This is a genomic window from Rhizobacter sp. (assembly GCF_031412495.1).
In the GTDB taxonomy this organism is placed as follows: Bacteria; Pseudomonadota; Gammaproteobacteria; order Burkholderiales; family Burkholderiaceae_C; genus Schlegelella_A.
Genome location: NZ_JANODC010000414.1, coordinates 1 through 12,296, shown reverse-complemented (window position 1 = coordinate 12,296; position 12,296 = coordinate 1). Strand labels below are relative to the sequence as shown.

The window sequence follows — 12,296 nt, the reverse complement described above, 5'->3', positions numbered from 1 at the left end:
GGGCGCTTCTTCGAGTACATGTCGGCGACCTTGATCTTGTAGAAGTCGGCGACCGTTTTCTGGATGTTCTCGACCCCGACCTGCCGGTTCTGGATCGAGAGCAGGTCCTTCAGCGCCTCGCGCGCCAGGGCGATGTTGATTTCCTTGTGCGAAAAGCGCGAGTAGGCGAGGATCTTGCGAAGCGCGCCTTCCAGCTCGCGAACGTTGGCGCGCACGTTCTTGGCGACGAAGAAGGCGACGTCCTCGGGCATGGGCGTCGCTTCCTGCTCGGCCTTCTTCATCAGGATGGCCACCCGCATCTCGAGCTCGGGCGGCTCGATGGCCACCGTGAGCCCGGCGTCGAAGCGCGAGGTCAGGCGCTCGTCGATGTCGACCAGGCCCTTCGGGTAGGTGTCGCTGGTCATGATGATGTGCGCCCGCTTGGCGAGCAGCGCCTCGAAGGCGTTGAAGAACTCCTCCTGCGTCCGCTCCTTGCCGGCGAAGAACTGCACGTCGTCGATCAGCAGCAGGTCGAGCGAGTGGTACTTCGCCTTCAGCTCGTCGAAGGTTTTCCTCTGGTAGTTCTTCACCACGTCGGTGATGAATTGCTCCGCATGCAGGTAGAGGATGCGGGCGTCAGGGCGGTCGGCGAGAAGGGCGTTGCCGACGGAGTGGATCAGGTGCGTCTTGCCGAGGCCGACCCCGCCGTAGATGAAGAGCGGGTTGTACATCTGCCCCGGGGCGCCGGCGACATGGAGCGCCGCGGTGCGGGCCATCTGGTTGGCGCGGCCGGGGACCAGGGTGTCGAAGGTGAGCGCCGTGTTGAGGCGGCTGCGCGACGGCAGCGGCCCCTGCGACGACAGCTGGGCGCGGGTGGCCGCTGGTGCGGACGTCGCTGCAGCGGTGGCGCCGACGGCCGGGGCGTGGGAGGCGCCGGTCGATGGGCCGTTGAGGCGGGACGCCTCGATCGCAAAGGCGCGCACGGAGGCCGCGTGGCCGGCCACGGCCGTCGGCCGGGCGACACCGTCCTGCGGCGCCAGCGTCACGTCCAGGCGCACCGGCTTGCCGGCGAGCTCGCTCAGCACGCTCTCGATGCGGCCGGCGTACTGGTTGCGGATCCAGTCGAGCTTGAAGCGATTCGGGACGCGCACCGTGACGACCGCGGTCTCCGCGTCGTCGTTGACGTCGGCATCGGGCAGCGGACGGATCCAGGTGTTGAATTGCTGGTCCGGCAGCTCGGTGGCCAGACGTTCGCAGCCGCGCTGCCAGAGATCGGTCCGCATATGTGGAGAAGTGGCCCGTCAAAGCACGTCATTGTAGCCCGAACGAGACCCTGGACAGCCAGTTATCCACAGCGGGAAATACCAATGGCAACCGCACCTCCGATGGCCTCCGTCGTGACCGTGGGTTGACGGCGAATGCGGTTCTTGATGTAATTGCAGGTTGCCCGCCGGGGCGACCCACAGACGAGGCCACGCGGAGCCACGAAAGCAAACATGAAACGCACCTACCAAGCCTCCAAAGTCCGACGCGCGCGCACGCACGGTTTTCTCGTCCGCATGAAGTCGCGCGGTGGCCGCGCCGTCATCAACGCCCGTCGCGCCAAAGGCCGCAAGCGTCTCGCGGTCTGACGGCGGCGCGGGGGTCGCCGCGGGTACCGGCTCGCCGGTACCGGCCGGGTCGGTCGCCCGCCTGGTCCGTTCGATCGATTTCGAGCGGGTCCTGCGCATCCGGAGCGGCGCGACGACGCCCCACTTCGCCATGCACCATCTGGCCGCTGCCCCGGCCACGCTGAGCCGGTCGCTGAAAGGCGACTTGCCCACGGAGTTATCAACAACCAGATGGATAACAGGTGGACGCCCTGTGGATGACTTGCCGGCAGACGCCTCTCCCGAGCGGGGCCGATGGCTCGGCGCCGTGGTGCCCAAGAGGCACGCCCGCCGCGCCGTGACCCGCTCCCTGATCAAGCGCCAGATCTATGCCGCGGCTCGCAGGCATGCCTCGGAACTCGCGCCGGGGCTCTGGGTCGTGCGCCTGCGCGCGCCCATCGACCGCGCTCTCTATCCGAGCGCTGCGTCGACGGCACTGAAGCTGGGCACACGCTCCGAGCTCGACGACCTGTTCATCCGTGCCGGCCGCGTCCTCGCCCGGTCGAACCCATGATGAAGCGCCTGTTGATCGGCCTGGTCCGTCTCTACCGGTTCGCGCTGAGCCCCTGGCTGGGCAGCTCGTGCCGGTTCGAGCCGACGTGCTCGGCCTACGCCCTCGACGCGCTCTCGGCGCACGGCGCTGCCGCGGGCAGCGTCCTCGTCGTCTCGCGCTTGGCCCGTTGCCACCCGTGGTGTGCGGGCGGGCCCGATCCCGTGCCGGCCGAGCCGCCCCGCCTGTTCACCTCCTTCATCGGGCGGGCTGCATCGCCGGCAGCCCGGCAGACCCGCGACGCTTCGGAATCCCACTCGACATGACCGACATTCGCCGCACCCTGCTGTGGGTGATCTTTTCGGCCTCGCTGTTCCTGATCTGGGACGCCTGGAACAAGCACACCGGACAGCCTTCCTTCTTCGGGCCGCCACCGGCTTCGCGTCCGGTGGCCGCGCCGGCACCGACGCCGACGTCGACGGCACCAGTGCCGGCTGCTGCCACGGGCAGCGGCGTGCCCGGCAGCCCGGCGCCCACGACCGCGGCCGCCACCGGGCAGACCGTGCCCGGCGCCGCACCCGCCGCGGCGGCCACCGCGCCGGCCCGCGCCGAGTCGGTCACGGTCGAGACCGACCTGATCCGCGCCACCATCGACAGTACCGGCGGCACCCTGGCCCGCGTCGAGCTCCTCCAGCAGGTCGACGCCGTCGACCCGAGCCGCAAGGTGGTCCTGCTCGACCGCTCGCCAAGCCGTCTGTACCTCGCTGAAAGCGGCCTGGTTCCGCCGGCTGGTGGGACCGGCCTGCCCAACCACCACACGCCGATGCGCGTCGTTCCGGGAGAGCGTGTGCTCGCCTCGGGACAGAACGCGCTGAAGGTGCAGCTCGAGAGCGAGCCGGTCGGCGGCGTCAGGTTGGTCAAGACCTACACCTTCCGCCGCGGCGACTACGTGGTCGACGTCCAGCATCAGGTCGTCAACGACGGCACGGCGGCGGTCAGCCCGCGCCTGTACCTGCAGCTCGTCCGCGACGGCAACTCGCCGGCGGGCGAGTCGAGCTTCTATTTCACCTTCACGGGCCCCGCCGTCTACACCGAGACGGGCCACTTCGAGAAGATCGACTTCAGCTCGATCGAGAAGCGCCGGCCGGGCGACAAGCCAGGCCACCAGACCGCCGGCGACACCGGCTGGGTGGCCATGGTCCAGCACTACTTCGCGTCGGCATGGCTGGTCGACAAGCCGGGCGCGCCCGCGCCGCGGCGCGAGTTCTTCACCGGCAAGGTGGACACCAACGCCTATTCGGTCGGCATGCTGCTGCCACTCGGCGAGATCGCCCCCGGCACGGCCAAGGCCTACGACGCGCGGCTCTTCGTCGGCCCGCAGGAGGAAGACAAGCTCGCCGCCCTCGCCCCCGGGCTCGAGCTGGTGAAGGACTACGGCTGGTTCCGGATCCTGGCCCAGCCGCTGTTCTGGCTACTGACGCAGCTGCACAAGGTGACGATGAACTGGGGCTGGGCCATCGTCGGCCTGGTCGTCACCCTGAAGATCGCCTTCTACTGGCTCAACGCCACGGCCTACCGCTCGATGGGCAAGATGAAGGCCATCAACCCGCGGATCATGGAAATGCGCGAGCGGCTGAAGGACAAGCCGCAGCAGATGCAGCAGGAGATGATGCGCATCTACCGCGAGGAGAAGGTCAACCCGCTCGGCGGCTGCCTGCCGATCCTGGTGCAGATGCCCTTCTTCATCGCGCTGTACTGGGTGCTGCTGTCGAGCGCGGAGATGCGCAACGCGCCATGGATCGGCTGGATCCGCGACCTGTCCGCACCCGATCCCTTCTTCATCCTTCCCGTGCTGATGACGTTGACCAGCCTGTTGCAGACCTGGCTCAACCCGACCCCGCCCGATCCGATCCAGGCCAAGATGATGTGGATCATGCCGCTCGTGTTCTCGGTGATGTTCTTCTTCTTCCCGGCCGGCCTCGTCCTCTACTGGCTGACGAACAACATCCTGTCGATCGCGCAGCAATACCTCATCAACAAGCAGCTCGGCGTGCTCGGCACCTTCGGCAAGGCCGCCAAGTAGCGGCGGCTGCCGGCCCGGTACCGGACAATTCCGGGATGCGTGCCGCGCTCCAGGAAGACCCGGTCGTCGCCATCGCCACGGCAGCCGGGCGCGGGGCGGTCGGCATCGTTCGGGTCTCCGGTCAGGGCCTGGCGCCGCTCGCCGCGGCCCTGTGCGGCAAGGCGCTCGTCGCCCGCCAGGCCACCTACGCCGGGTTCCTCGATGCCGACGGCGCCGCCATCGACCACGGCCTGGCCCTCTTCTTCCCGGCACCGCATTCCTACACCGGCGAGGACGTGCTCGAGCTGCAGGCGCACGGCGGACCGGTGGTCCTGCAGCTCCTGCTCGCCCGCTGCCTGGTCGCCGCTGCCGAAGTCGACGCCGCCACGGGGCTGCCACGGCTGGCGCGCCTGCGCATCGCCGCGCCCGGAGAGTTCACCAAGCGCGCCTTCCTCAACGACAAGATCGACCTGGCCCAGGCCGAGGCTGTCGCCGACCTCATCGATGCGAGCACCGCGTCGGCGGCGCGTTCGGCGGCGAGGTCGCTCGAGGGCGCCTTCTCGACCGAGATCGATGCGCTGGCGGCGACGCTGGTCGAGTTGCGCGCGCTGGTCGAGGCCACGCTCGACTTCCCCGAGGAAGAGATCGACTTCCTCGAAGCCGCCGACGCGCACGGCCGCCTGGCCCGGGCCACCGCCGGCGTCGACGCGGTCCTCTCCCGCGCGCGCCAGGGCGCGCTGCTGCGCGACGGCATCCGGGTCGTCCTGGCCGGGCAGCCGAACGTCGGCAAGAGCTCGCTGCTGAACGCGCTTGCCGGTGCCGAGCTCGCGATCGTGACCGATACGCCGGGCACGACGCGGGACAAGGTCGCGCAGACGATCCAGATCGAGGGCGTGCCGGTGCACGTCGTCGATACCGCTGGCCTGCGCGAGACAACGGAGGAGGTCGAGCGCATCGGGGTCGCCCGCAGCTGGGCCGAGATCGGGTCGGCCGACGCGCTCGTGTTCCTGCACGACCTCACCCGCATCGCCGATCCCGCTTACGCGGCCGCCGATGCGCGCATCGCCGCCCGGCTGCCCGAGGGCCTGCTGAAGGAGGGCCGTGTCCTGCGCGTCTTCAACAAGATGGACGCCGTGCCGCAGGCGCATGTCGGAGCGGCCGGCCTCGCCCTGTCAGCCGCCACCGGCGAAGGGCTCGATGCCCTGCGCGGCCGGCTGCTCGAGCTGGCCGGCTGGCAGGGCGCGCCTGAAGGGCTGTTCATTGCCCGGGCCCGGCACGTGCACGCCTTGCAACGAACGCGTTCCCATCTCGAGCTCGCCGCCGCCCACGCGGCAACGGGGAATCAGGCGCTGGAGCTGTTCGCGGAGGAACTCCGACTGGCGCACGCGGCGCTGGCCGAGATCACCGGCGCGTTCACCGCCGACGACCTGCTCGGTACCATCTTCGGGCGCTTCTGCATCGGCAAGTAGACGGTCACGCCGTGCGGTGCCTGTTCCGCCACACCGGTCGTGCGTGCGGAGTTCACGCGCCGCCGTGCCGTGCAGCGGGGCGACGCTTGGCGGACGATGGGCGGGACGTGCAGGGCGATGAGTGGGTGCGTTTGCCACGAAGTCCCCGGCTCCGACCTCGCACCCAGGTCGATAATCGGGTCATGGTTCGAGCTGCCCCGCGTCGCGCGGCGGCGGCCGCGCGGAGGCGGGATGGAAATCGACGACCTGGTCAAGGCGGTGCAGACGCTCAATGCGGACGACGCGTTCCGGGCCCGCCTCAGCCTGGACAACTGGCGCACCATCGCGCCTTACCTCGCGCGCTATGAGGTCCGGGCCGGCGACCTGCTGATCAAGCAGGGCGATGCCGACCGCTCGATGTACTTCATCGCCCAGGGCAGCATGCAGATATTCGTCACCGGGGGGCCGCCCGGCAGCAGCAAGGTGGCCATCCTGCGCGCAGGCTCCGTCGTCGGCGAGCCCGGCCTGTTCGGCGACACGCCGCGCATGGCCAATGTGGAGGCAATGACGAACTGCGTCGTGTGGGCCCTGCGCGGCCCGCGCATGGAAGAGCTCGCGCAGCGCTCGCCCGCGCTCGCCCTCGAGCTGCTGCGCGCCGCGGGCGCGGTGATGGCCACGCGCATGCGGGCGACGCTCGCCAAGCAGGCACCCCTGACCTAGCCGCGCGAGCCACAGTCCAGGCGTCAGGCAGGCTGCAGCAGCCTGCCTTCGGCGATCGCCAGCGACTGCGGGAGTCCCGACAGCACCAGCGTGTCGCCGCTGGCGAGCGGCAGCGAATCGTCGGGCTGGACCACCGCGCCCGACGCACGTCGCAGCGAGACCACCGTCACCCCGTGCGCGCCGAGTGCCTGGTCGCCGAGCGTTCGCTCGATGCTGGCGCTCGTCGGCGGCAGCGTGACGCTGAGCAGGCGGGCCTGCTCGAGCTCTTCGACGGTGTCGTCGTCGGCGCCGTGGAAGTAGCCGCGCAGGAGCCCGTAGCGCGCATCGCGCTGCTGCTGCACCAGCCGCAGTACGCGGCGCATTGGCACGCCGACGAGCGCTAGCGCGTGGCTGGCGAGCATCAGCGATCCCTCGATCGCTTCGGGGACCACCTCGGTCGCGCCGGCCGCGCGCAGCTTTTCCATGTCGGTGTCGTCGATCGTCCTGACGACGACGGGGACCCGCGGCGCGTGTGCCTGGGCGAGGTGCAGGATCTTCAGGGCCGAGGTGGTGTCGTGGTAACTCACGACCACCGCGCTGGCCCGCGCCAGGCCCGCGGCCATCAGGCTTTGCAGACGGGCCGCATCGCCGAAGACCACGCTCTGCCCGGCGGCCGCGGCCTGGCGCACGCGGTCCGGGTCGAGGTCGAGCGCGATGTAGCTGATCTTCTCGTGCTCGAGCAGGCGGGCCAGGTTCTGGCCGCTGCGGCCGAAGCCGCAGATGATGATGTGGGCCTCGACGTTGATCGAGCGCTTGGCGATCGAGGTCAGGGCCACCGACTGCAGGAGCCAGTCGCTCGCGGCCAGGCGCATGACGAGGCGGTTGCTGTACAGGAAGATGAAGGGCGTGATCAGCATCGACAGCGTCATGCTGGCGAGCACCGGGCTGTGCAGCGACGGCGGGATCAGCTGCCGGTCGCTGGCCAGGCTGAGAACGACGAAGCCGAACTCGCCGGCTTGCGCGAGATAGAGCCCGGTGCGCAGCGCGATGCCCGGCGTGGCGCCGAAGAATCGGGCAAGGGCGGTGACCAGGCCGAACTTGAAGAGCACCGGCAGCACCGTCAGCGCGAGGACCAGCCCCCAGTTCGCCAACACGGCCTGGGCGTCGAGCTTCATCCCGATGGTGATGAAGAAGAGGCCGAGGAGCACGTCGTGGAAGGGCCGGATGTCGGTCTCGACTTGGTGCTTGAACTCGGTCTCCGCGATCAGGATGCCGGCGACGAAGGCGCCGAGGGCCAGCGACAGGCCGGCGTGCTCGGTCAGCCAGGCCAGGCCGAGGGTGATGAGCAGGAGGTTGAGGATGAACAGCTCCTCGCTCTTGCGCCGGACGACGAGCGTCAGCCACCAGCGCATGACCGCCTGTCCGCCGACCAGAAGCACGGCGAGCAGGGCGCTCGCCTTCAGGGCGGCGAAGCCGAGCTCGCGCAGCAGCACCTCGGGCGGCGAGCCGAGCGCCGGGATGACCACCAGCAGCGGCACGACGGCCAGGTCCTGGAACAGGAGGACGGCCATGACGCGCCGCCCGTGCTCGCTCTCCAGTTCGAGGCGGTCGGCCATGAGCTTGACGACGATGGCGGTCGAGCTCATCGCCACCGCGCCGCCGAGGGCGACCGCGCTCTGCCACGTCAGCCCCCACTGTCGCCCGGCGCCGGCGAGCATCCCGGCCAGGACGGCGTTGGCGGCCAGCGCCGCCAGGATCGTGAGCACGACCTGGCTGAGCCCGAGGCCGAAGACGAGCTTGCGCATGCTGCGCAGCTTGGGCAGGTTGAACTCGAGCCCGATCACGAACATCTGGAAGACGATGCCGAACTCGGCCAGGTAGGTGACGCCGGCCGAGTCGCCGGCGAGCGCCATGGCGTTCGGGCCGATGAGCACGCCGACCGCGAGGTAGCCGAGCATGGGCGGCAGCCTCGCCAGCCGGCAGACCACCACGCCGGCCACCGCGGCGACCAGGTACAGCAGCGTCAGTTCGAGCGTCGAGGTCATGCGGGCAGCGGGGCCGGACGGCGAACCTAGAATGGTTCGATCCTACTGGACGCATTCGCCACGCTCGTGACGGCTCCCTCTCCTTTCGACGCGAGCCGCGCCCTCGAGCTCGCCCGCGCCACGCTCGACATCGAGGCCCGTGCGCTCGACGCGTTGAAGGCGCGCCAGGGCGATGGGTTCGTCGCCGCCGTCCGCGCGATGCTCGCCTGCACCGGCCGGGTCGTCGTCATGGGCATGGGCAAGAGCGGCCATGTCAGTCGCAAGGTGGCCGCCACCCTCGCCTCCACCGGCACGCCGGCCTTCTTCGTCCATCCGGCCGAGGCGAGCCACGGCGACCTCGGTATGGTCACCGGCGGCGACGTCGTCCTGGCCATCTCGAACTCGGGCGAGAGCGAGGAGATCGCGGCCATCGTCCCGGCGATCAAGCGGCTCGGCGCCACCCTCATCGGCATGACCGGTCGAAGCGACAGCAGCCTGGCGCGCCACGCCGACATCGTGCTCTCGAGCGCGGTCGATCAGGAGGCCTGCCCGATGAACCTGGCGCCGACGGCCAGCACGACGGCGCAGATGGCGCTCGGCGATGCGCTCGCGGTGGCGCTGCTCGATGCGCGCGGCTTCCGCGAGGCCGACTTCGCCCGCTCGCATCCGGGCGGCAGCCTCGGCCGCAAGCTGCTCATGCACGTGGGCGACCTGATGCGCACGGGCGCAGCCGTGCCGACGGTGCGCGCGGAGGCCCTGATGTCGGAGATGCTGCACGAGATGACGGAGAAAGGACTGGGCTTCACGGCCGTGGTCGATGCCCGCGGCGCGATCGCCGGCATCTTCACCGACGGCGACCTGCGCCGGCTGATCGAGACGGGTGCCGACCTGCGCGCGATGCGCGCGCGCGAGGTGATGCACGCGTCGCCGAAGGTGGTCCGGGCCGACGCGCTCGCCGTCGAGGCCGCGGAGCTGATGGAGCGCCACCGGGTCACCGGCCTGCTCGTCGTCGCCGACGACGGCCGCATCGAGGGCGCGATCAACACCAACGACCTGATGCGCGCGAAGGTCATCTGATGCGGGATCCGCGGGCAGACGGCGATCACGGTCCGGCGCTGAGCTTTCCGCCCGAGCTGCTCCTGGCGGCGCGCGGGCCGGGATCCGGAATCGCGGCCGCGATCTTCGACGTCGACGGCGTGCTGACCGACGCCCGCGTCTACATCGGCGGCGACGGCGAGACCTTCAAGGCGTTCTCGACCCTCGACGGGCACGGCCTGAAGCTGCTCGCGCAGGGCGGCATCGTCCCCATCGTCGTGACCGGGCGCGATTCTCCCGCCGTGCGCCGGCGGGTGGCCGACCTCGGCCTCGTCCATGCCGCGTACGGCGTCGCCGACAAGCTCGCCGCCGCCGCGCCGATCCTCGAGGCGCTCGGGCTCGGCTGGGACCGCGTCGCGGCGATGGGTGACGACTGGCCCGACCTGCCGCTCCTGCGCCGCGCCGTCTTCGCCTGCGCGCCGCCGCATGCACACATCGAGGCCCGGGCCGTGGCGCACCACGTCACGCGTGCCACCGCCGGCTTCGGCGCCGCGCGCGAGTTGTGCGACCTGCTCCTGATCGCCGCGGGGCGCTATGCCGGGCTTCTGCGCGAGCCGCTCCACACGCTCGATCGACCTGCCGATGGAGCGGGGTGAACCGATCGTCTCGACCGACCACGCGGCGTTGGAGGACGACGACGAGGTCGACCTCAGCTTCGCCGGTCCGGAGCCGGTGGCGGCAGCGCCCTGGTACCTGCGCCTGCTCGACCTCGCCTCGGCGTACCTGCCGCTGATCATGATGGCGGTGCTCGCCGGCGGCACCTGGTGGCTGGTGCGCAACGCGCCACCCGACAACGTGCCTGCCGCGGTGGCGGCTCCCGTGCACGAGCCGGACTACGTCATGACCCGCTTCGTGGTCCAGCGCTTCGGCGCCGACGGTGCGCTGCGCACGCAGATCGAGGGCGAGCGGGCACGCCATTTCCCCGACGACGACACGCTGGAGATCGACCAGGCGCGCATCCGGGCCGTCGGCGCCGACGGTACCGTCACCATCGCGACCGCCCGGCGCGCGCTGGCCAACGGCGACGGCAGCGAAGTGCAGCTGCTCGGCGACGCTCACGTCGTGCGGCCGGCGGCCGGCAAGCAGGAGGCGGTCGAGTTCCGCGGCGAATTCCTGCATGCCTTTCGCAACATCGAACGGGTCCGCTCGCACCTGCCCGTCGTGATCACGCAAGGCGCCAGCGTGGTGCGGGCCCAGGGCATGGAGTACGACAACCTGTCGCGGGTCGTCGACCTCAAGGGCCGCTCGAGCGCGACCTTCCTGGACCCGCGGCGCAACGGCGCGGCGCCATGAGGGCGATGTCTGATCGCGGCCTGGTCTTCATCACCGGTGCGTCGAGCGGCATCGGCCAGGCCCTGGCGACGCGCTTCTCCGCCGCCGGCTTTCGTATGGCCCTGGTCGCTCGCCGTGCCGACGAGGTCGCCCGCTGGGCCGAATCGCAAGGGTGGGACATGGGCCGCTACGCCGTCCACGCCGCCGACGTCCGCGACATCGACGCGATCGGCGCCGCCGGCCGAGCCTGCATCGACACCCAGGGCCTGCCCGACGTCGTGATCGCCAACGCCGGCATCAGCGTCGGCATGGACACCGCGGTCCGCGCCGACCTCGAGGTGATGCGCGCCACCTTCGAGACCAACGTCGTCGGCGTCGCGGCAACGTTCCATCCGTTCGTCGACGCCATGCGCACCCGTGGATCCGGTCGCCTGGTGGGCATCGCCAGCGTCGCCGGCATTCGCGGCATGCCCGGGCACGGCGCCTATTGCGCAAGCAAGGCGGCCGTCATCAGCTATTGCGAGAGCCTGCGTGGGGAACTGCGCGCGAGCGGGGTCCGGGTGGTGACCATCGCCCCGGGCTACATCGACACGCCCCTGACGCGAGGCAACCGCTACGCCATGCCGTTCCTGACCAGCGCTGCCGACTTTGCCGACCGTGCCTACGCCAGCATCGCTTCGGGTTCGAGCTACCGTGTCATCCCCTGGCAGATGGCGCTCGTCGCGCGCGTGCTGCGGGTGCTGCCGAACGCAGCGCTCGACCGGCTGCTGGCGGGCCGCCCGCGCAAGCGGAGGCAGGGAGAATGACGAAGGGCGGTGAGCCTTCGCTGCACCGCCCTCGAGGACCGTGACACCGCCGTGGCGGTGTCGCCGATTCGCTGTCTCAGTAGCCGCCGCGGCTGCTGCCGCCGCCACCACCGGAGCGACCGCCGCCGCCGCCACCGTAGCCGCCGCCACCACCGGAGCGACCGCCGCCGCCGCCACCGTAGCCGCCGCCACCACCGCCGTAGCCACCGCCGCCGCCGGAGCGGCTGCCGCCGCCAGCGCCGTAGCCGCCGCCGCCGCTGCCCGTCGAGCCGCCGCCACCGCCATAGCCGCCACCGCCGCCGCCGGGGCGACCGCCACCGCCGCCGCCGAAGCCGCCCGGACGCTCCTCGCGCGGGCGCGCCTCGTTGACGACGATCGCGCGGCCATCGAGGGCCTGGCCGTTCATGCCGTTGATGGCAGCCTGCGCTTCCGGATCGGAGCCCATCTCGACGAAGCCGAAGCCCTTCGAGCGCCCGGTGTCCCGGTCCATCATGACCTTCGCCGAGGAGACCGTCCCGTACTGCGCGAATGCCTGCTGCAGGTCGTCGTCGCGGATGTTGTACGAGAGGTTGCCGACGTACAGTTTATTGCCCATGGGGGAGCGTCCTTCCTGTTCTCTGCCGAAATTTGGAGCTTCTACCCGTCGTGAACAATTTCAAGAAGGCGCTGCTTCCATACCAAGACTGGCAAATATAAGTGAAATGGACCGGAAAAAAGTCAAGCGCGAGGCCCATCTGTTGCTTTTTCGGACGCCCCAGGCGGACCCTGCCGC

13 protein-coding genes are annotated in these 12,296 nt (G+C 70.5%); 10 read left to right on the top strand and 3 right to left on the bottom strand.

The genetic code is table 11. The features are described from left to right. Positions 1 to 1,262, bottom strand: a 1,262-nt coding sequence (gene dnaA / locus AC30N0_RS15325) for a chromosomal replication initiator protein DnaA (RefSeq protein ID WP_489518766.1), incomplete at its 3' end; no start/stop codon positions are given. A gap of 213 nt (positions 1,263 to 1,475) precedes the next feature. On the opposite strand from dnaA, the gene rpmH reads away from it, so the two are divergent. The 6 genes from rpmH (at position 1,476) to AC30N0_RS15295 (ending at position 6,348) form a co-directional block, all read left to right on the top strand. Beyond that, entirely contained in the window at positions 1,476 to 1,610 is a 135-nt protein-coding gene (gene rpmH, locus AC30N0_RS15320; RefSeq protein ID WP_327490524.1) for a 50S ribosomal protein L34, read from the top strand. Beyond that, complete coding sequence (locus AC30N0_RS15315) at positions 1,552 to 2,142, top strand: ribonuclease P protein component (protein WP_489518765.1); 591 nt, start codon at positions 1,552 to 1,554, stop codon at positions 2,140 to 2,142. The genes rpmH and AC30N0_RS15315 overlap by 59 nt, the downstream gene beginning before the upstream one ends. Further along, positions 2,139 to 2,444 carry a membrane protein insertion efficiency factor YidD gene (gene yidD / locus AC30N0_RS15310; protein ID WP_489518764.1) on the top strand — a complete coding sequence of 102 codons (306 nt, stop codon included), beginning with the start codon at positions 2,139 to 2,141 and terminating at the stop codon, positions 2,442 to 2,444. Before AC30N0_RS15315 ends, yidD begins: the two co-directional genes overlap by 4 nt. Beyond that, the gene (gene yidC / locus AC30N0_RS15305) at positions 2,441 to 4,201 is read left to right on the top strand and encodes a membrane protein insertase YidC (protein ID WP_489518763.1); all 1,761 of its coding nucleotides are present in this window, start codon (positions 2,441 to 2,443) and stop codon (positions 4,199 to 4,201) included. Before yidD ends, yidC begins: the two co-directional genes overlap by 4 nt. Before the next feature lie 35 nt (positions 4,202 to 4,236). After that, entirely contained in the window at positions 4,237 to 5,649 is a 1,413-nt protein-coding gene (gene mnmE / locus AC30N0_RS15300; protein ID WP_489518762.1) for a tRNA uridine-5-carboxymethylaminomethyl(34) synthesis GTPase MnmE, read from the top strand. 231 nt (positions 5,650 to 5,880) lie between these two features. Next, on the top strand, positions 5,881 to 6,348 hold the full coding sequence (locus tag AC30N0_RS15295; RefSeq protein ID WP_489518761.1) for a cyclic nucleotide-binding domain-containing protein: 468 nt from the start codon (positions 5,881 to 5,883) through the stop codon (positions 6,346 to 6,348). A gap of 23 nt (positions 6,349 to 6,371) precedes the next feature. Here the strand turns inward: AC30N0_RS15295 and AC30N0_RS15290 are convergent, their stop codons facing one another. Then, complete coding sequence (locus AC30N0_RS15290) at positions 6,372 to 8,372, bottom strand: monovalent cation:proton antiporter family protein (protein WP_489518760.1); 2,001 nt, start codon at positions 8,370 to 8,372, stop codon at positions 6,372 to 6,374. 66 nt (positions 8,373 to 8,438) lie between these two features. On the opposite strand from AC30N0_RS15290, the gene AC30N0_RS15285 reads away from it, so the two are divergent. Genes AC30N0_RS15285 through AC30N0_RS15270 form a run of 4 tightly spaced genes read left to right on the top strand, consistent with a single transcriptional unit; the run spans position 8,439 to position 11,524 of the window. Next, a complete protein-coding gene (locus AC30N0_RS15285; protein WP_489518759.1) occupies positions 8,439 to 9,428 on the top strand; it encodes a KpsF/GutQ family sugar-phosphate isomerase in 990 nt (329 codons plus the stop codon). Further along, positions 9,428 to 10,042 (top strand): KdsC family phosphatase, encoded by a 615-nt coding sequence (locus AC30N0_RS15280; RefSeq protein ID WP_489518758.1) that lies wholly within the window; start codon positions 9,428 to 9,430, stop codon positions 10,040 to 10,042. The genes AC30N0_RS15285 and AC30N0_RS15280 overlap by 1 nt, the downstream gene beginning before the upstream one ends. Then, positions 10,029 to 10,739: an LPS export ABC transporter periplasmic protein LptC gene (gene lptC, locus AC30N0_RS15275; protein WP_489518757.1), complete on the top strand. Its 711-nt coding sequence runs from the start codon at positions 10,029 to 10,031 to the stop codon at positions 10,737 to 10,739. The genes AC30N0_RS15280 and lptC overlap by 14 nt, the downstream gene beginning before the upstream one ends. Positions 10,740 to 10,744: 5 nt before the next feature. Continuing rightward, entirely contained in the window at positions 10,745 to 11,524 is a 780-nt protein-coding gene (locus AC30N0_RS15270; RefSeq protein ID WP_489518767.1) for an SDR family oxidoreductase, read from the top strand. 76 nt (positions 11,525 to 11,600) lie between these two features. On the opposite strand, the gene rbp is transcribed toward AC30N0_RS15270, so the two are convergent. Further along, complete coding sequence (gene rbp, locus AC30N0_RS15265) at positions 11,601 to 12,119, bottom strand: RNA-binding regulator (protein WP_489518756.1); 519 nt, start codon at positions 12,117 to 12,119, stop codon at positions 11,601 to 11,603. Between the last annotated feature and the right edge of the window lie 177 nt (positions 12,120 to 12,296).